Consider the following 20065-nt stretch of genomic DNA (forward strand, 5'->3'; position numbering starts at 1 on the left):
CAATAAAAAAAGCCTTATTCGGCTTCCTTAACTGGCACAGGACCAGCAATTTTTGCTAGCTCTTTCTTTAATTTTTCATTTTCCTTTTTCAATGCCTGGTTCTCTTGTTCTCTCTGAGTTGCTGCAGCTGAGAAAATTGCTTTATCTCGGCTTAAAGTGGCAATTTGATTGGATAAATCTTGTATAACTAATTCAATATCAGCGTTCATGCTTTTTCACCTTCCATCCATTTTTTATTTTTCTTATTCCATTTTGGCAACTTCAAATCATCTGGAGGTCTTGCCCTTTTGATATTGGCTGGCAGAGGTATGTCTTCAGATATTATTACTACTCCCTTAAAGACTCCCTGATCATCATGTTCATATGCTTCAATTCGCTGGGGTCGCTTCTTCCATAATTCCATCGGTATCCTCCTGCAAGATTGACATATCTGCCCAAAACGCACCCGCATGATCAACACGCTCTCCTACAATCCGACAGTCTGCTGTGCCTTCTCCGGCTATCACATAATAGTCATAACCTTTTTCGATTATTTTCCCATTGTTCGGGAACACCGCGAAGTCTGTTACAGATTTACGATACTGTGGATCAAGGAATACTTTCACACCATCAGCATTCAAAGGAATGGAGAAATCAATATACTCAATCAAAACTTGAGGACTATCTATAGGTGACATGCCCAGATTCTCTCCGTCAACTACGATGGATCCCCCTGTTTTACTACCGTCTGAACCGAAGGAGTGTTTTGCTACGCCTCCGAAATAAAGGACTGCAGATCCTGAGCTGTATGCAAGATAATCTGAAGTAGACCTTTGAAGACGGGCTATGTTTCCGGTCATGTCAATTTTACATCCAGTATTCGCCCAATCCATCACATTAGTGGACACTCGTACCACTGTAGTATTCTCATAGCCTAAGTATAGGATGCCTCCGGCAGCACTTACGGTCACATTTCCGTTATTATAATCACGGAAAAGATAGCCATTATTTGTACCAACAATACCGCTTGCTGTGTCAAGTTTGATTCCGCTGCTAGTCCCGGTTAAGTGTATTCTTCCGTTTGAAGGCATGTACAAATCCTTTGTTACACGTAGTTCGCCTACAACTTCGACTACTCCCGAACCTGAGTTACCGTTGTTTGCCGCACTGATCTTAAGCTTGCCGCCTGGCAATCTAGTTCCGGTAGATACATACACTAAATCTTCATAGACAATGGACGCTCCGACTCCTACGATCGGTACACCGCCATCCATTGCCTCTTCATCTATATACTGCCATACAGCCCCTCCGCCTAGTTGATTGTATTGAAAGGACGTACCACTAGGCCAGTATTTAAACAATCCGGCTGATAAGCTTGCGCTGTTAACGCCGTCATTCACGTTCACGCTTCCTGTGTAATTACCTGTAGCACCTGACAGCTTTCCGGCGTATGCCAGATCCCCGTTGCTGTCTGCGGAAATCATATCCGTCCACGTACTATTTATAAGCTTTTGGACCTTAAACCCATCTGTAGCATTAGCAATAGTGCGTACCTTTCCATCGGAACGAATAGCCATAAAACCTGAAGTAGCGTCAATCTTAACGCCGTTATAAAGGATTCCTTTATAGAGATTGTCCTCAACCGCTGGGCTCCAATTCGTTGCCTTGTCCCCTTCTTCAATCTGAACCTCTAAAAAGCGTATCCAAGGAGTAGTAGTAGGTGTTCTAGCCCCTAGCAGTAAACGGCAATCCGCAGCAGTGAAAGGCGCTGTAAACGTAAACGTTACTCTTCTAAAATCTTCACTAGTTGCATCATCGGCAACAATAGGATGGTCTGCTAAAACGATATTTCCTAAGTGCTGATTTGCATTACTGTTAGAAAGTAAGTAACAATAGTCCAGTTGCGTGATTGCAGAGTGATTAGACACTAAAAATGAAACTGTATATTTCATACCTTGCATAACAGCAAAATAATTACCAGCACTGTCCTTTAAGTGGACAGCTATTGCATTTCCGGATGTTGTACTAGCCGTATACCAAAGCTGAAGAACTTTACGGACTGCTCCATTAATGGTTCGGTTCTGAATAGACAATGTGGAAGCTGTTGTATTCCAGGCTTGCCAGTAATCTAAAGAATGGTCCCCTATATCCGTGTGCTTATGAAGGTTACGACCTCCGACTTTCAGTGCATTCACATAGGCTTTTGCATTGGATTCCGCTGTATTGGCCTTTGACAGTGCGCCTGCAGGAGTTTCTTTGGTGCTTGGATCGTATCCGGTAGCAAAATTTGTAGTAGACCCAATTTGTATACGTTCTGCATCTAAAACACCCGTTTTAATGACGCCAGCGTCTATCCCGATAGCACTAAACATCTCGGTTGTGACGGTAATGGCATTACTCCACTCTGTGCCATTCCACCTCTTCCAAATATACGGGCTTACACTTGTATCTATCCATAAATCGCCAGTAACAGGATTAGACGGAGCAATAGTACTCTGGCTGATCTTTTTATTGGCATACGTCTCTACAAAATCTGTGGCAGCTGCTTCCGCATCCGCGGCTTTGCCGGAAGAAATACTATCCAGCGCTGCAGCATGTGCAGATTCATAACGAGTTATAGCCAATCGGTATTCTTCTGTTTTTAATTCCAGATCAGAACGCTCAGAATCAGATATAATTTTATCAACGATCACAGCATCTATAACTGAAACCAAAGCGTTATATTTTTGGTCAAAGTTTGTTTTTGATGCTGTCAACTCCGTTTGAACAGTATCATCATATAATTGGGGATGATTATTTACGGAATTGAAACGCTCATCAAAAGCTGCTTTCTCTTTCAACAGCTGAATTTTATGCCCTTTTAGTTTCTCAATTTCAGATAATTCAACGGCTATGGCTTCGGCATATTCTTTGGCATTGCCTTCAGCAGTTCCGGCTACCTGTTCAGCATATTCTCTAGCAGCCACTACTTCTGCCTCAGATGCCTTCTTCTGCAGAACCGCTTTTAATGCTTTGAAAGTGGCCATGATTTCTTCTTCTGTGTATTCGATAAAATCACCAAGAATAAACGTCTTTTTCGAACGATTGGACACCGCACGTTTTACCGAAATAATCCTGGCATCCAAGTATAAAGGCGGCACATAGGACGTGTCTTTAATCCTTACTGTGTCGCCTTTTCTTACTTTCTCATGTTCATATCCTAAAATATGTTCAATAGAGACAGCATCCGCTTCATATAAGACGGAGGTATTGATACGCTTATCCAATTCCGCTCTCGTTAATGTTGTGAGACGCGCTTCTGTCATGTCCAGGTCACTGGTTTCTGGCGTATAGATTCCCCATAGATGACGAACGGTGCCGTCTGGTCTTTTTTTCGCCCATCTCTGCAGGGCATCTTCATCTTCTACCCGAACGACTAATCGTGTCCCATCTTCCTTTTCAGGGCCAAGACCGATTAAGGCCGTTACAATATCCGAGTTTTCACGGCGTTTCACACCAACCAGGTCTTTTCCTAGTACAATTTCTTTCCCATAAAAAGCGCCTTCCCGCTCGATAAAATCCACATATCTGCCTGTGATTCTATTTGCTTTTGTTTCAACCCGAAAACGGATTTCTAATTCAAACAGGCTTGCGATCTGCCGAAGGGCTGACAGGGCATCGGTATGTTCTGTAAACTCAACTTTTCGAAGATCAAGGCCTTCCGCTATTCCCAACTGCCAGTCAGTACCTGGAAGGATGTGATTCGCAGCTGTTTGGATGGTCTGCCCCTCAAGCACAACTGGATCGATAATCTTTTGCTTAGCAATATCCGTAAATGAGGCATTACATTTAACCTCTTTCTTACGGTCATATTGATAGGTTTCGAGAATAATAAACTCCCGGAAAAATCCATCCTCATCCGGAATGACAACTAAATTCCGCTTACTGACAAAATCGGCAGCAGGCACCGTTGCCTGCATGGTAAAATCAAATGTTTCCTGATTATTTTTTAATGTGTCCTCGTGGATATCGTTCCAGAAGAGGGCAGCGTTAGGCTTATTTTCAAGTGTTGTTAGAATTTTTTCAGTCTGATAGTCAAGCACATGAATCATCTAAAGCGCTCCCTCCATTCGACTTCAATATCCACAGAATTGAAATCAGAGACGCCAATAATGTTTTGCCCTTTTACTAATGGAAAATAACTGGCTCCAAAGTCTTTGAGGTCCGTCCGGTCTTCTCCATTAATTCGGATGGAGCTGGCAGCATGATCAATTTCTATAACGTCTCCTGCGTGAGCAATATAGGGAATCTGATTCTCTTGTTTCTGATTAATTTTATAAATCCTCATCAATTGAAAAGATTGACTTGTAGGTGTGAACGTTCCATATTGCCCAAGATGCAGCTGGATTTGAGTAATTGGCGCCTGGTATTTATTATTAAGGTCATCATATCCCACACCCCATGTCCGATAATGTTTGAACTTACCGTCCCGTGTACGGTTAGCGATATAGACATACCAGCGTTTCCCGATGCGTTCCAGACGAATAATACCTTGGAAATTATTCCACCAAATATTCGTTTTTCCTGTTGTGCTGACCATGGTATGCCCGCCTACATCACCCAGTCTGACTTCGGCTCGATTTGATTTTGTGTGGCGCCATGGATCCGCCATTTGCACCATAGCAACCACATTATTGTTAACATCAAGCAGATAAATCATGGCTCTCCCAATCATGTTTGGGTCTGCATGATTATCCTGCCGGAAATAAAATTCTGCACGGAAATCCTGCAAAGCCTCTGAAAAAGACTTTTTTAAAGCTGGTCCGTGCCAAGCACTTCCCGTTCCATAGCTGCTGGCTATAAAATCATTTCCGTCAGATGCCATGGTGCCTGCCACAGCACCACCCTCTACATAGGATGCGGACACCCAGCCAACAGTGGATTTCATATCATCATTTAAGATGAGTTGTTCCCTTACAAAAGGCGTTTCCTTTACCTGATAAGGTTCCCCAATCCGCATATATCCCTGGTCAGTTATAATGTCCAAAAAAGTAATGGATTCTTTGGCAGTTGCACGAAAGATAGGGTAAGTTTCAACAGATCCATCGTACACAACCGAAGAAGCCTCTGCAGGAAGTACCGCGAATTTACTTACGCCATATTTGTAGGGGTCAGGACATACAAATGTAATTGTGCCACGCCCAAATCGTGCAATATCTTCAATGTCCAGGGATCCATCAACAACGGCATAATAAGTCCTACCCGGTTCATCATCAAAAATTAGCGCACCCGCCTGTTCAGTTATTAACCATTCAGAAAGGTCTTCTTCAAGTTTCCTCACGTCTAACCGATCGTGACCATTAATGACAATTGGCTGCTCAATAATCCTGACTTCGGTGTCGGTACTTTCCAAATAAGCACCCGGTCTTCCTGGAATCTGTAACAAATTTCGTTTGATTGGAGCGAAGGCAGAGCGCCTTTTGCCTCTTTCTAATATAAGGTAATCTTTTTTTATGCCATTAAAAGACAATGAAAAGAGCATCAGAACGCCCTCCCTTCAAATGCTTTATTTCTATCATTATTGAAATCTAGTATTTCCTTTACATGTGGAGAAATCGTGTATGCTAATTCTCTTCCATCGACATTGAATGAAGTATCTTTTTGAAGAATTCTCAAAAGGATTTGGTTTTGTTGTAAGGTTGCATTTAACAAATTCCTTAATAAGGAATCATCATTATTTTGGTTTGGAATATTAGGCAGTTGATTTGGCCGCTTATTCCCTGTAATTTCCCGACCTGCCAATGCCAATAGTTTCATAGCTTCAGTTCTTCTGCTTGGATCCGTTGGAATAACCCACTCTGGCCAACCACCTTCAGCCAAACGATATAAGCCTTCATTGTTTATCAAACCGCCTGTTGCATAACCCACACCTCTATACGCTTTTGTTAAACTGCCATAACGAGCCACTGCATAACGGATAGAAGCAAGAATGTTAGACAGAGGATCATAAATGTTTGAATTAAATCCTGGCATTGCGTATGCCCTGAATGTAGGGTCAATAACCTGCATTAGTCCCTTTGATGGAATCCCACGCTTGGCGTTGATATCCCACAAATTAATAGCTCGTGGATTGCCCCCAGATTCTGTTTTCATCTGGTAAAGCAATCTGTCTAAATTAGCTTTAGTATATTGCCCAGTCATCATTAAAGCCTTTGCAGCTATTCCAGACCAGCGTGAAACACCTGATCCAGAAGATACACTGCCGATATCACCAAACCAGTTATCCCACATTTCTTTAATGCTGCCTTTTGCCATATCTCCAATAACAGATAATGGATTTCCAATATGATTTTTCATCCAGGAAGGGAAAATACCATCCGTCAGATTAAACTTGTTTTTAACTAGGTCCCACACATTACCGGCACCTTTCAGAAATACATCGAAGTAATCACCAATTCCATCTTTATAGCCAGGGAATCCATAAGATTTTAATAAATTTTCTGTGAGTGGATTTGGTAAAACGGAAGAGCCTTTTGGTAAATTACTATGGAATTCAGCTCCTCTCATACCTAAGAGGGTTACTCCTTTTCCAGGAATATGTGCTAACTCCGGCCCTTCCTCACCAACAATAGCAGGACCACCAGGATGACCACTGGATGGCGTACCAATGGCGTATCCAGGAGCTAATCTAGCATTCTGTCTTCTTTGCTTCTGACGTCCTGTTTCTTTAAGAGATCCCCTCTTAGCTAATGGCTCTTTCCCAAATAGGCCTCGAACCCAGTTCCAAGCTTTTAATACACCATTATACATAGAATCCCATTTTGCCAACACTTCGCCAGTCTCCCAGTTAACTTTATCGACATGTTCGCCAGCCTGTGCCTGGGCTTCTTTAACGACATCGTAGTGCATGTCTTGTGCTTTGGTTACTGATTCATCTCTTGCACGTTCAGCCTCTTTTATCATTGCATCAGCTTCATTTTTCTTGATAGTGCCCGTTACATCGCGACCGAGTTCTATTGTTGCGATTTTTTGATCATATTCTTTTTGAGCCTCTTTAACGACTTTATCACGGGTTTCTACGGATTTTCGGACTGTATTTGCAGCAGTTTCAGCTTCGATAATGCTTTTATTCGCTTTTAAATTATTGAGGATTGTTTCTTGTTCTTGTTTACTCTTAGACAGCTCTTCCACAGCTTTTACTCGTTGACTGGCTTGAAGTCTTTCTAATTCAGCACCTTCAGCTTCTGTAATTCCTCGCTTTTCATCAACTGCTGTTTGCCAAATTTCCTTAATTCGTGCCTGAGTCGCATTATGTGCCTCGATTTCCTCTAGTTGTTTCGCTTTTAATTGTGCCATTCTTTTAGCCTCTTCTTGCTCAGTCAACACATCACTTTCAGCAAATAATCGTTGCTGTTCTTCCAATTGCTTAGTGTGATTTTCTTTCATTGCTTGAAGGACTTGGTCACCCATCTCTTGATATTTAGCAACCATATCATCTGACATTGTCTGAGTAATTGTAGCCTGTGACCAAGCAAGGGAGTTTAATTCTGCAGTGGCATCTTCATCTAATTTCATATAACTGCCGACAGCCTTCTCGGTGGCCTTTGATATTTCACCAGCGAAAATATCTGACTTGATGATAGGTTTGTCCATTTCTTTATCAAGAGCTAAAAATCCAGCACCCAGGCCAGCTATTCCTAAAACGGTAAGACCAACTGGACCTGATAAAAGCCCTAATCCAGTAATCAACCCACTTATTCCAGTTGCCGCAAAACCTAGACCTGTTATTAACGGACCGGTTGCTGCAGCTAAACCGCCGATAACAAGGATAGACTTTTGCCCTTCCGGAGATAAACCTTTCATCCACTCCGTAAAATCTTCAACTTTTTCTGAAGCAGCATCAAGGGCAGGTTCAATAGTATCCATCAATACATTAGCGAGAGGTAAAAGAGATGCTCCTAGTTCCCTTAATTCTCTCTGTACGCGGGCTCCAAGGTTTTTTTGAAGGGTTTCGCCTGCCTTTTCAGTCGCTCCTTCCAGTCCAGACAATTCACCCTGAACGTTCCCCATAGCATATATGGCATCGCTCTCTAAGTCTTCCCATTGGGTTCCGAAAACACCAACAGCAATCTGATTAGCCTTCACCTGATTATCCATGTTGGATAATTCTTTAATAATGGCATCCATCACTTCTTTACCGGTGGATTTACCTTTAAGAAAGCTTTTCCAGATCTTTTGTGTGCCTGAACTAAGTTCTCCCATGGCATCTGAAGTAGTTTTAGAACCATCTTTTATACGGATATTGAATTCTTTTACAGCATCCCCGACTTTATCAAGATTAAAGGCTCCATTAACAGCACCTTGTTCTAGAATGCCGAACATTTCCTCGGCACTCATTCCCATGGCAGCGAACTGTGGTGCGTATTCGTTTACCGTGTCTAGAAACTCTCCACTAAAATCGAGTCCATTCTGAAAACCCCAAGTTAATAAATCAAATGCCTCTTTACTGGTTGAACCAAAATTCATCATAAGAGCATTTGCAACTTTAGTGGTATCATTAACATCTGCCTCAAACCGTTCAAATAGAACCGATGCACTCTTTCCGATTTCTTTAAGTTCATCTTGAGTAGCCCAGCTCAATGCACCCATGTTTTTCTCTACGGTGGTCATTGTTGCTGATATATCTTCAATATTTTCTCCAAAGCCTTCCTTCCACAGGTTCTGAGCAGCCTTTGTTAACTTCTTTGTTTCATCCTCTGTTAATCCCAAAGACGCCTGCATTTTACCCTGGGCTTTTCGAAAATCGTCTGCAGATTTTAATGCTAATCCACCAAGTCCTATAAGAGGGGTAGTAACAGACATTGTCATGGTTTGCCCAATGCCTTTTAGCTTGTCACCGACTCCAGATAAAGTTGATCCTGCATTTTCTGCGGAACGATTAAACCTTACCCAAAAGCCTTCACTTCGTTCCTGCTCTTCTCTTAAATCATTTAATTCTTGGGTTGTACGGTCAATAGATCGTTCTAAGTTCCTCAATGCTGCTATTTGATTGTTATAGCTCCGGGCAGCTGCTTCTGCTTCCCTTGAACCTTCTCCAAATTCCCTGACCATTCTTTCATATTCTTCTCTAGAAGCCTGGACGATTCGGTTTTGCAGTGTGAGCTTCCTGTTCAATCCCTGTAAGCGTGTCTCATATTTCTCTACAGACCGATCAGCCCGATCAAACGCTGACAAGTTTGCTGTCATCTCACTGTTTAGTGTTCTCATTCGATCTCTTAGACCAGTCAAACCCCGTTCAAGCGTCAATGAATCAAGGTCCAGCCCTATAGATAACCCTTCGATTCTTTCCATATTCACCCTCCCTTCTTAACCACCAAATGCAGCGATGAGAGATTTCTCTTTCTTTGGTTTGTTGCGTTCGCTTAAAATTTCGATAACAAAATGATAAGGCATAGCTAAAACCTCATTGATATCCTTGCCTTTTTCCACAAATGACAAGATTAGTTTGTCCAGGTATTCTTTTTGCTTTTCTATAGTGAAATCGGCATCACTCAATTCTTCTTCGCCAAATACTTTTTTGTTTCATCTGACTGTTGACCCCTAGATATAAATAGAATTTGTTGCTGGAGGACATCAATCGCATCAGGAGCATGCAGGCCATTCATCAACTCATCCTTGGTAAATTGACCCTTGTATACATCGTTAGCCACGAAATCAAGGAGCTTATCAATCATTTCTTTTTCGTTAGTTCTTGAGATCTTTTCCATATCTGCAGATAAGTCAATCGCTTGATAAACCACTGAAAGAGGAATAAATACAGGTGTCAGATATTTTTGAGTAACGATTTCGCCTTCTTTTACTTCCTTAACCAGTTCAATCATATTTCGTTTTAAATTTGCCATTTTTCATCCCTCATTTTCTAAAGTTTTATAAACAACAAAAAAGAGCAGGCAATAGCCTACTCAACTTCTTTAATCACTGGAGCACCGAATTTGTTATTATTTGAAAGCAGCTCTTTTAGGCGCTTCTTAGAAACTTTTTTATCTACTGGCTTTGGAAAAGCCTCTCCCTTTTCATAAAACTTGTTGTCATCCTGCAAATCAATAAAAGGATAAATTACTTCATACCTCATATCATCACTCCTCTTTTCAGCATTAATAACATCCTTTATGGCTTTTACATATTCAATCGATGCTTTGCTGCTGTCAATTCCGTTAAAGTCATCTTTAAATGGTGTTCTATTTACGTATTTACCTTTAAAAAACAAGCTCTGATGATCGTCTATCACACCAGCATTGTGGAAAATCTTTGTTTCATAATATCTATTTAAATCATTTGTCGGCCAGCAAAAATCCAACTCACGGTCACATTTCACTGTTTTTCCAAAATGATATACATTCCATAACTGAGCCCACATTTCCGCTGTCCATTTTTGAATAGGAACATATCCTGAACCATTCTTACGAACATACTCATTCTCTACTGCTGATAAAAATCTATATAGTCTTACTGAATCTTCATAGACTTTTCTCCAGTATTCATAGGTCGGATTCTTTATAACCCATTGTGCACCACCAGCAGGGTTATTTTTTCTAATAATTGATGCATCAATCCCGATTACATCACACATGCGATCCAATAAATCTGAGCCTTTACTATCGATATATTCGACGTCAATATAACCTGTACAATCTGAGGCAAACCACACATTCTCTGTTGGGATTACATTTGGAATTTCTCTTAATAAAACATCACTATCCAAATAAAAATAAGAACCGTTTTCTCTTGAACGGTCCTCCTCTAAGTAATTCATCCACAAATAAGGCTTTACAGATGGAATATAACTTTTATCTCTAGGTGTATCGTCATAAACATGGACATCAACCTGGTATTTTTTTTGAAGATATATAGGTATTCCATCGTCCCACTGCGCAAACAGCAGGACAATGTCTTGAATACCTAATTTCTTTAGCCGTGTAATACATACTTCCAGTTCCCATTCAAACCGCTTGATAGCTGGCTGGCATAATATGAATTTCATATGCTATTAAACTGCTGCAGTTGTAGTTGTGGTTGTTGTGGAAGTGCTTGGATATGGCACACCAAAAACAGCCTGGAATAATGCATCACGTTTTGTAGTCGTATTGACTTCATCGTACGCAAATACAACGGATTTTTCTTTAGTGAAGCCTGCAACTTCACGATCCATGAACTCTGCAGAAATTTCATCATTCTGGAATTCAGTATTTTCCTGCTTTGTTTGAGCATTAATATTTGGACGCATAAAAATACCTTTCGTTAAGCCAACCCATTCCCTGCTGCCATCTTCATATGTTTTAGCAAATACACATGCCACATATGGAGGTGTATCTTCGCTCCCATATGAATGTAAACCAGCAGCTGTCGCCTCGAGACCAAGTAAGATTTTTCGGTCCTCAATCGGCAACTTGTGGAAGGCTCCAGTAACACTGATATTACCAGCTGATACAGCGATTTCAGCCGTTCTGTTATCACCGTATGCCCGGACAGCTTCTTGAGGCATTTCAACTGTAATTGTTTGGGCAAATTCGATTCTTTCTATAGAACCTGAAATAATCGCTGTGCCTGTCGGATCTAGGACTCCATAATAAAATTCATCTACTCCAGTTGATGCACGATAATTTTTTTCCATGTTCATCCTCCTAAAATTAAATTACATAACTTTTTCCACGATACCTCCTGGCATCACGATAAATGTTTAAGTCTTTGTCCCATTCGTCTACACCGCCACCGGTTTGAGCGAAACCCACCTTGTCCCACATAACTTTGCGAATTTGTTTCGCTACAGCGTCCCTATCAGCTAAACTTTTTGACCAAACTTCTATTTGAAACAGATGATCTTCAGTAAGCCATTTGTTATCAGCATAATCTTTTGGAGTGGGAGTATCTAATGGGTCAATCACAATATACGGACCTTTTACTAAATCCGTTGTGGATGGGTACTCATAGAACTTAATTCGACTGCCGACTTTCTCTTGAATAAGTGAATCAGCCAGGAAGGATTCATAAATTTTATTAATCATCATATCCCCCTCCTGACTGCTTCTTCAACTGCTCTTTTATAGGCGTTTTCAGAATTTCTTAAGGCACGGGCAATAGCCCCTTTTCCCTTAGGATTAGGATTCTTGACCGTTCCCCACTCATTTAAATGGATAATTCGGTAACGATCCTTTGGACCTCGCCAATGCACCTTAATAGACCGAACACCAGCCACGCTCATTGGCTCAGATACTGTTATTTCATCAATGGACGCTCCGGTATCTTTAAAACTTTCAAACTGTGATTTAAGTTCCCTCACAAATGCCTCTGCTCCAGCTTTGAGTGCTTCATCGCTAACGGCTTGCATTCTTTCTCTGCCCAGGCGCCTTTCCAAATCGTTCAGCAATCTATTAAGACCACTAACCCTTGCGCTCATGATGTTACACCCGAAATAACTTTAATAAAGTCCCGATTTTGCAAATCAGGCTGAGCGTGTTTTACGTTGTACCGCAAATGCTCATATTCAGGGGCATGAACCTGAACATAGTGTTTATTTGTTGGAAAGAATACACCGTGTGAATCTCGAATTGTAATTGTCAAGTCAGATAAAGTTCCATTCGACTTAGCTATTTCAATATCTTTGCTCCATACCTCATCAATTTTGGCCCATGTCTGATATAAAATATTTTTATGTGTCTCGCCTGGTAGTGGACCATCATTTGGTGCAAATTCATAAAAGGTGACACGCGTCCTCAATTCACCCGTATTAACTCTGGGTGGTTTGTATTTAAATGGCTGCACCTCTAACACCTCTTTTTAAATTACAGTTGTTGTCGTGGTTGTGGTGCTTGTAGTGGTTGTGGTGGTATCATCTTCTAACACGATTTCCTCTAGAGCCTTATCTATCGCTAAACCATTAATCTGGCTTAAAAAATTAGTTTCAAAGTATTCTAGAGCATCGTTATATACATAGCGTGAACGCTCGAAAACAAGCTCCTTAAACTCTTCATCTATGACTAGATCATAATCACCGCACGACCTCCTCAAAGCCTTAACAGACGCAGAAAGGATGCGTCTTAGGTTAGAATCTTCATGATTACCTAAGTGCATCCTTTCTTTAAATTCTGTTAATATTTCATCCGTGATGGTCATTTACATCACTTCCCATTAAACTGCTGCGGTAGTTGTTGTAGTGGTTGTTATAGATAATGTGTAAATGGCTGCTACTTTGTTGTCACGTGGCTTACCGAATGCGAAAGTCTTTGCAACGTGTAAGTTGCAATCTTCAATCGCTAATGTTTGCTCATACTCTTTTACCTCAACACCACCACCACGGTATGCATCGTAACGATCTTTAACAAAAGCGATTACTTCACCAGATGTTGCAAACACAGATTCAACAAGTGTGAAATTGAATGGTAAAGCAGTGATATAGACACCTAAAGAGTTTTGAGTAGTAAATTTTGCTTTTAAGTCCCAAGCATCTTCTGGGTTAATAATTAAAACTACTTTTCCACTAACATTTAACGGTTTACCGTTTTCTTTTTTGGACAATAATTTACCGATTGCCGCAAACTCTTTAATGGTTGTTTGTGAGTCTGCTAAAGTGAGTGTGCTTTGAGCCGCTTTTTTAGCGTGACCGTTCGTTGGATCTACTGCCGCTGCTAAATCACGAATTAAACCGATTGGCTCATGTTTAGTCGGACCGGCACCATTAATAATTGCATTCTCTAAAGCTACCGCGTACGTTTCTGTGATTTGAGCACGCACGTATGCTTCAACCCATGTTGGACCAAATTTTTTCAAATCTTTTGGTAATACAACGAATGCTGTTAATTTAGATTGAGCGATATTCTCTTGTTTAAATGCTGCATCTAATTGTCCTTTAATATCTCCAAAAATTGGACCCCATACAGCTGCACCTTCATATTCAGAAGTGATTGCTGTAAGCGTAATAGTTCCAAGGTTTCGGAAGTTGATCACTGATAATAACGGATGATCCGCCGTTAATTCTTCATAGATACGCTCAACAACTGTTTCTGGTAAGATTACATTACTTGTGAATCCATCTGATTGAACAACCGCATTGAAAAATGTTCTCTCTTCTGTTGTTAACACGTTCGTTCCACGAGAAGTTAAAACCATATTATCTAAGTTGTCGTTCGTTACCTGTTCCTTTATTTGAGTAGATAAAGAATTTACCAGAGCATCCTGCATTTCGCTCCAAGCTGTTTCAATTTGTTCTGGTGTAGAACTTTCGTTTTTAACTACTGCAGCATAATTTTTTTTCGCATTTTCATAAGACTCAGTGTGATTGTTTAATTTCATAACCATTATTTGTTTCCCTCCAATTTTTATAATTAAAAAATGAACCGCGATTTCGCTACAGCTGGTGTAGGTTTCGGTTCATCATTTTGATTTTTCTTTAATTGTTCTAATTCGTTTTTCATTTCATCAAATTGTTTCTTCATTTGATTGAATGCTTCTTCGTCAACAGTGGTTGATGTTTTCTGTTTAAATGCAACAATTTTATTGTTGAACTTATCTGCTTCGTCTTTAAATACTTCTGATTCTACTGTTTCTGGATCAGCATCCACAATTTCATCGGCTAAACCTAACTCTACAGCTTTTGTTGCTGAAAGATACGTTTCTTCATCGAGTAATTTCTTAGCTGTGTCTGCATCAATTCGATGCGTATATGAAGCTAAGACAGATTCTCCAATACTATCTAAATCGTCTGCCGCTTTTCGTAATTTTTTTGCATTTCCAGCTACAATTGTCCAAGCATTATGAACCATTAATTGAGTATTTGAATACATTCTGATTTTGTCAGCGCCCATACAAATAACTGATGCCGCACTTGCAGCAATACCAGTTATAGTAGCTGTAACATTTCCTTTGTGGCCTCGTAATGTATTCATGATATCAATTCCAGCAAATACATCACCGCCATACGAATTGATTTCCAACTCAATATCTTCATCTTCTTTAACACTTCTCATTTTGTAGTTAAAATCCCAAATACTTGAGTTCCAACTTGTAATATCACCTTTAATTTTATGCTTCACTGATTCTCACCTCCTTCAACTGCATTGGCAGATTGATAGTTTTTAGTTAATACGAATTTGTCTAGCTCTGGATCGTCTGAACGTTCTGACCCAAACAATTCCCTCACCTCGTTCCTTGTGAATGCACCAGAGGCAACAAGCTTGTCTACCGCTTCAGCATGTTCAATTAAATCTTTTTCTGTTAAACCAAAGACATCAATCCTATAACCATTTAAGTATTGTTGTTTCGTGATCAGTTTTGCATTTAATTCATTTTGTATCTTCTTAACAATAGGCCCATTACAAAACTTAACATATGCTTTAATACTTGTTTCATAATCTGATAGATCCCCGTGTATAAGAGCATTGGGTATGCCTAAAATGTTAGCAACATCATCAATTAACGATCTTTTCAGCTTAGTTAGTTCATCGATTGATTGCCCGTTATTATCCCCACTGGAAACTTCGTCATATTCAAAGCCTTTAAGCTTCGGAACAAGAGCCACAGAGTTTTTCCTAAAAGAAGTAAATAGCTTATCAATGAATTTTTGCAGTTTGGTTTGATTTTCCTCTGTAAGTTGTTGAGTAGAATCTAAACCAACCGTACCCCGAATCTGATTTTTCCTTAAACTTACCTCGATCATTCTGCTGAATAGGTTAGCATAATCATCAAACATTCCATTCATAAACTTAGTTAGTTTTTCGTTATTGTAGGTGATGTGAAGAACTTCATCCATTCGGAATGTTCGTTGGAAAGTATAATCCTTTACCGTTACGTCTCGGAAAACATCCGGATATACTGCAAGCTCGTCTCTAGTAAAATCATCAGCAATTAATAAATCATTAGTATCAGTTAAGATAACTAACACTTCATTCTCATAAATCAACTTGTAAGTGAAATCCTGCCAGAAATCTGCAGCACTTTGATCGGTATTAGGCCTTACATTAAGGAGGTAATGCCAATCATCAAATTGACGGTTTTTCTTAATCATAATTCTAAAATCCGACTGGCTTATTGTTCGACTGATAAAATTAATACACGTTTCCAGCGCCATTTTCTTTAAATAGGCTCGTTCTGTTGTTTCGTCTATTAAATCTAAATCAAACATCCATTCCAGCTCACTATTGCGTTTTAATACGTCACTTAACCACCCCACTTTTTATCCTCACCTCCTTTAAAAATTCAGGGCATCTAGTACATCAAATGAATCTTCAAAATTAAATTCGCTTATTTCGTCTATGCGATATAGTCCACAAACAAATGCCTGGAAGCCGTCTGTTTTGCGACGGATAGGTTCCTTTTTTTGATACTCTTTATTTCCGTCCTTCTTGATTACAACCAAAACATTATTGGTGTACCAGCGCATCAAAGGGTTGTCCCCAAAAATAAATTGTTGGTTGGCAAATCCGGTTTCTACGCGTGGTGCTAATAAACTATGGATAGCTTTTGGATTCCTTATAACTTCTACTTCAAATCCCGCTTCCTCAAGGGGAGCCCTCAAAATTTCCATTCTGAAGTTATCGGCAATTATTTTTTTTATGATGTAATACTTGCTCTTCTCAACAAACCACTCAACAACATGTTTTGGATTAATTGTGGCTTCATCCAGTACAGTAAGAAGTCTATCTCTTTCCCAATCTCGAATAGGGGCAAATTTGCGTTTACCCGCCATTTCCGAATCATGCTTTTTAGAATAACTGTAGAATTTATCAACAAATTCTTTTCTGACAAAAGAATGAGTGAGAAATGGATATTTTCCTTCATGTTTGAATATAAGCCCACATGCAGCGAAGTCTCGAATGCTGGCAAAGTCCAAACAGCCAATACACTCTCTGCCTAATAGATCCGGCATCTCCTGGTTGGTTGCTTCAATTTCTTCCCATTTAGCAACGGAGCGCTCAAGGTCTGTAACCGGCAAATTCATACGTTTGGTCATGAACTCCTCACGGTTGCTTGGATCATCTTCCAAGGCTTCAAATTCTTCCATGATGGTATCAAACAAACTTTGAGCATAGCTGCTTCTTGGATGAGAGAGCATTGGATTGGCAAGTTCCCAATTGTCTGGCTCATTAACTTCTTCCTCATTATTGAGCTTGCAGATAAAAGGGAAGATAGCATTTGGCCGAGCTTCTCCTTTCAATACTTTAGAAGCCAGGGCCTTCATATTGTCCAGGAAGCCATCACGGACATAACCATCTGTCCCGATATAAAACTCTCGGGGATTCGGTTTTTTACCTAGACCTGAAATATGGACACGAACATCTTTATTACTTTCAAACTGATGGATTTCATCAAATACAACAGCACCATCACGCAAACCGTCTTTTGTTTCACCATTGCTGGTACGGAACTTTAAAATGGATCCGGTCTTTTTTGATGTGATTTTTTCTTTTGTCCTGGAAAACATATTCTTTAAGGTGCCGCTTCTGCCAATAACATTGTACGTCTCATCAAAAGATGTCTTTGCCTGCTCTTCAGAGTTAGCAACAATAGAAACGTTGTATTCTTTTATTCCATGAAGTGGAGTGGTTAAGAAATGGGTAATAACAGAAATTAATCCGTTCTTTCCACCACCACGACCTAACATCCAAAGATGTTTACGGTAAAAAACACGATCATTCTTTTTATAAAACAAAAAAACGAAAGCAATTAAGAACTTCTGGAATGCCGAAAGTGGGAAATACCACTTCTCACCAAACCGAATACACTTCTCAATCATTTCGTCATCAAAATATAGATCGTCGCGACTTAGCACATGCTCCTCTAAATATTCAATAAGCATGCTGCGCTCTTTATTAAACTTAATCCTTCCAGATTTCCAGAGATTAATATATTCCTGAACGTACTTGTTGATTTTCAAATTAGATCATCATCCGAATATTCATCTTCATCTGAAGGGGAATGGGTCCCTTCATTGACAAAATTAAACGTTTTTTCAATGGCCAACAGCTGGGCACTAACTTTTATTTTGTCATTTACAGCTGGGTGACTTTTGACAAAACGCTGTGGTCCATTTTCAGTTATAACCGTGGCACCGTCGCGCTTGATATCTTTATCCAGCTTCTTATTTAATTTGACCAGGCTAATATATCGCTCAACCTTTTCAACTTCAACCAGGTCATCAATATCTATCTTGCTCATCAGCTGCTGCTGTAACTTTGAAATACTTACCGGCATCCCATCCCCCCCTTACGTGAAGTTTTTCTCTGAAAATCTCGACGGAACAGCCTTTGCCCCGGTGTTCCATATGGAAAAAAAGCCAAAACTTTTTGACCGGGGGGTATTCTGAAAAAATTTTTTAATTTTTTTTATGAAATTATTATTTCATTTTCATAAGTCACAGTTTTTAAAATTCCAACACTCTCATAATAAGAAATCGTTACATTCTTTAGAGTCTGGTGTTTATGATTAGTTGACCAATCTACACCAAGATGAACAATCTTCTCAATCCTTTGTCCATTAACAATTACTACTGGAGCGTTAATTGCTTGATCAATCTCAATACTCAAGAATGGTTTGCTTTGTTCATTCTCCAATACTCTTACCACCTTTCATCATGCTGCCATTTGTTTGGCTTCTTATTCCTGAAGTCTCGACCATGTTCTTTGTTATGACAATCAACACAAACAGTCTCCAGGTTATCTTCATCGAGAGCCAGGTCTGGATGATGCTCGAGCTCCTTGATATGGTGAACAACCAACTGGATCTTCTTACGTCCTGCGCTCTCACTGTATTCATTTGTATCAATGCTCAGTCGTCCTTGCCGTTTGCATTCCTGGCATTCATAGTTGTCACGCTTCTTGATCTCTGCCCGCAGCTTCTTCCATTCACCACTGTTATAAAACTTACTCTTTTGTTCCTGTGTTTTATATTCAGTCATATTCCTGGATCCTACCCACCGAGTGACTTGTGTGTAATAGCTAAACATTTCTCACAGTAAAATGTAGCAGAGATATTTCTTATTGCTGGTTTACTATCTGCGTATACATTTGTTATTTGTTTATCTAACACTTGGTATTTGTGCTCACATACTTTCGGCATAGACTTTGGCGCAACAGGTCTTTCTGGCTTATTTGTAAAAGAAGGTTTGTTCATCTTCTTCTCACAGCTCCATTCACTCTTTTATAAGTATCCCTATGCTTACCCATCAGATCTTCTATATCTCTTCTGGAAAGATGTTCTTGCTGCTTCTTCGGCTTTGCCTTTTCCTTTTTATTTCTGCTGGATCGTCTGAGCTGATTAAAATGCTGAATGGTTTCCTTATTTAAATGATCAGCAAACTTCATAGGCTCACCTCAAAAGAACATAAAAAAACGAGCAAAATCATTAAGAAATCGCCCGTTTTTTGTCAGTTTTCTATGTTCTTATGATATCTTGCTTTTTCAATAGATTACATATTTTCACTTGGGTGTAAGTTTTATGCAAGTTATTGAAGTGAAAGAGATTCAGCAAACTTAATCATTCTTATTATTTCAGCATGCTTTTTATAAATATAACTGGCACTGTAATTTAGATCCTCTGCTATGGTCTCCAGTGTCATGCCATCTACGTATTTCATTTTAAGTATTTTATGATCTAATCCTTTAAATTTATCAACAAGACACAACAGCTTTTTCATTTGCTCTCGTTTGAATTGGAGATCAACTTTAATCTTCTCAATAATCTCTTCAACCTTTGCTCCCTTTGAATCTGGTTGTAATTGAATACCGGATAAGTCTCCACCTATCATCCAGCGTTTCAACTCACGTTCTGTTTGTTCAAGGTTAAATTCTAAGTAGGTGATTTCCTCTTCAAGCTTTTGATAATCGCGCAGCCATTCATACAACATGCTTCACCTGCCTTTTTGATGAAAATGCGGTAACAGAAGGTAACAGATAACAAATTCATCTGTTACCTCCTTAGACCCTTGGTACTACTGGGTTTTCATTCACTTTAGGGTCAAAAGGTAACAGATAAACCCCCTTATTTTCTTATATAGAATTACTTCTTTTTTTTATTTAATATTAATAAAGAAAGTAAATCTTCTGTTACCTGTTACCGA

22 protein-coding genes are annotated in these 20065 nt (G+C 39.7%); all 22 read right to left on the bottom strand.

The features are described from left to right. Positions 1-14: 14 nt before the first annotated feature. Positions 15-209 carry a hypothetical protein gene (locus L634_RS0102075; protein ID WP_026581016.1) on the bottom strand — a complete coding sequence of 65 codons (195 nt, stop codon included), beginning with the start codon at positions 207-209 and terminating at the stop codon, positions 15-17. After that, positions 206-403: a hypothetical protein gene (locus tag L634_RS0102080; RefSeq protein ID WP_026581017.1), complete on the bottom strand. Its 198-nt coding sequence runs from the start codon at positions 401-403 to the stop codon at positions 206-208. The genes L634_RS0102075 and L634_RS0102080 overlap by 4 nt, the downstream gene beginning before the upstream one ends. Then, positions 369-4070: a phage tail spike protein gene (locus L634_RS0102085; protein WP_026581018.1), complete on the bottom strand. Its 3702-nt coding sequence runs from the start codon at positions 4068-4070 to the stop codon at positions 369-371. Before L634_RS0102085 ends, L634_RS0102080 begins: the two co-directional genes overlap by 35 nt. Further along, positions 4067-5500 (bottom strand): distal tail protein Dit, encoded by a 1434-nt coding sequence (locus L634_RS0102090; protein ID WP_026581019.1) that lies wholly within the window; start codon positions 5498-5500, stop codon positions 4067-4069. Before L634_RS0102090 ends, L634_RS0102085 begins: the two co-directional genes overlap by 4 nt. Then, entirely contained in the window at positions 5500-9309 is a 3810-nt protein-coding gene (locus L634_RS32150; RefSeq protein WP_051428164.1) for a phage tail tape measure protein, read from the bottom strand. The genes L634_RS0102090 and L634_RS32150 overlap by 1 nt, the downstream gene beginning before the upstream one ends. Before the next feature lie 15 nt (positions 9310-9324). Next, positions 9325-9513, bottom strand: coding sequence for a phage tail assembly chaperone GT (gene gpGT / locus L634_RS30430; RefSeq protein ID WP_034261760.1), 189 nt, complete (start codon positions 9511-9513; stop codon positions 9325-9327). After that, positions 9510-9860, bottom strand: coding sequence for a phage tail assembly chaperone G (gene gpG / locus L634_RS0102105; protein WP_026581020.1), 351 nt, complete (start codon positions 9858-9860; stop codon positions 9510-9512). The genes gpGT and gpG overlap by 4 nt, the downstream gene beginning before the upstream one ends. A gap of 56 nt (positions 9861-9916) precedes the next feature. Then, complete coding sequence (locus tag L634_RS0102110; protein WP_026581021.1) at positions 9917-10999, bottom strand: hypothetical protein; 1083 nt, start codon at positions 10997-10999, stop codon at positions 9917-9919. A 6-nt stretch (positions 11000-11005) separates the two neighbouring features. Beyond that, a complete protein-coding gene (locus tag L634_RS0102115; RefSeq protein ID WP_034261763.1) occupies positions 11006-11629 on the bottom strand; it encodes a major tail protein in 624 nt (207 codons plus the stop codon). 16 nt (positions 11630-11645) lie between these two features. Next, complete coding sequence (locus L634_RS0102120) at positions 11646-12023, bottom strand: DUF3168 domain-containing protein (RefSeq protein WP_026581023.1); 378 nt, start codon at positions 12021-12023, stop codon at positions 11646-11648. Beyond that, positions 12020-12412, bottom strand: coding sequence for an HK97-gp10 family putative phage morphogenesis protein (locus tag L634_RS0102125; protein WP_026581024.1), 393 nt, complete (start codon positions 12410-12412; stop codon positions 12020-12022). The genes L634_RS0102120 and L634_RS0102125 overlap by 4 nt, the downstream gene beginning before the upstream one ends. Next, entirely contained in the window at positions 12409-12777 is a 369-nt protein-coding gene (locus tag L634_RS0102130; protein WP_026581025.1) for a hypothetical protein, read from the bottom strand. The genes L634_RS0102125 and L634_RS0102130 overlap by 4 nt, the downstream gene beginning before the upstream one ends. 15 nt (positions 12778-12792) lie before the next feature. Continuing rightward, complete coding sequence (locus L634_RS30435) at positions 12793-13128, bottom strand: hypothetical protein (RefSeq protein ID WP_051428166.1); 336 nt, start codon at positions 13126-13128, stop codon at positions 12793-12795. Positions 13129-13143: 15 nt separating this feature from the next. Continuing rightward, positions 13144-14310, bottom strand: a complete 1167-nt coding sequence (locus L634_RS0102140; protein ID WP_026581026.1) for a phage major capsid protein — start codon at positions 14308-14310, stop codon at positions 13144-13146. A 26-nt stretch (positions 14311-14336) separates the two neighbouring features. Then, positions 14337-15044 carry a head maturation protease, ClpP-related gene (locus L634_RS32155; RefSeq protein ID WP_051428168.1) on the bottom strand — a complete coding sequence of 236 codons (708 nt, stop codon included), beginning with the start codon at positions 15042-15044 and terminating at the stop codon, positions 14337-14339. After that, a complete protein-coding gene (locus L634_RS0102150; RefSeq protein WP_026581027.1) occupies positions 15041-16180 on the bottom strand; it encodes a phage portal protein in 1140 nt (379 codons plus the stop codon). Before L634_RS0102150 ends, L634_RS32155 begins: the two co-directional genes overlap by 4 nt. Positions 16181-16198: 18 nt before the next feature. Continuing rightward, positions 16199-17884 (bottom strand): terminase TerL endonuclease subunit, encoded by a 1686-nt coding sequence (locus L634_RS0102155; protein ID WP_034261766.1) that lies wholly within the window; start codon positions 17882-17884, stop codon positions 16199-16201. Continuing rightward, positions 17881-18201: a hypothetical protein gene (locus L634_RS0102160; protein WP_026581029.1), complete on the bottom strand. Its 321-nt coding sequence runs from the start codon at positions 18199-18201 to the stop codon at positions 17881-17883. Before L634_RS0102160 ends, L634_RS0102155 begins: the two co-directional genes overlap by 4 nt. Positions 18202-18332: 131 nt before the next feature. After that, positions 18333-18560 (bottom strand): hypothetical protein, encoded by a 228-nt coding sequence (locus L634_RS0102165; RefSeq protein WP_026581030.1) that lies wholly within the window; start codon positions 18558-18560, stop codon positions 18333-18335. A gap of 5 nt (positions 18561-18565) precedes the next feature. Beyond that, positions 18566-18904 carry an HNH endonuclease gene (locus L634_RS0102170; protein WP_026581031.1) on the bottom strand — a complete coding sequence of 113 codons (339 nt, stop codon included), beginning with the start codon at positions 18902-18904 and terminating at the stop codon, positions 18566-18568. Positions 18905-19115: 211 nt separating this feature from the next. Then, positions 19116-19310, bottom strand: coding sequence for a hypothetical protein (locus L634_RS30450; RefSeq protein WP_034261772.1), 195 nt, complete (start codon positions 19308-19310; stop codon positions 19116-19118). Between the two features lie 140 nt (positions 19311-19450). After that, positions 19451-19849 carry a hypothetical protein gene (locus tag L634_RS0102185; RefSeq protein WP_026581032.1) on the bottom strand — a complete coding sequence of 133 codons (399 nt, stop codon included), beginning with the start codon at positions 19847-19849 and terminating at the stop codon, positions 19451-19453. Positions 19850-20065: the final 216 nt, after the last annotated feature.

Source organism: Bacillus sp. J33, assembly GCF_000518885.1.
In the GTDB taxonomy this organism is placed as follows: domain Bacteria; phylum Bacillota; class Bacilli; order Bacillales; family Cytobacillaceae; genus Cytobacillus.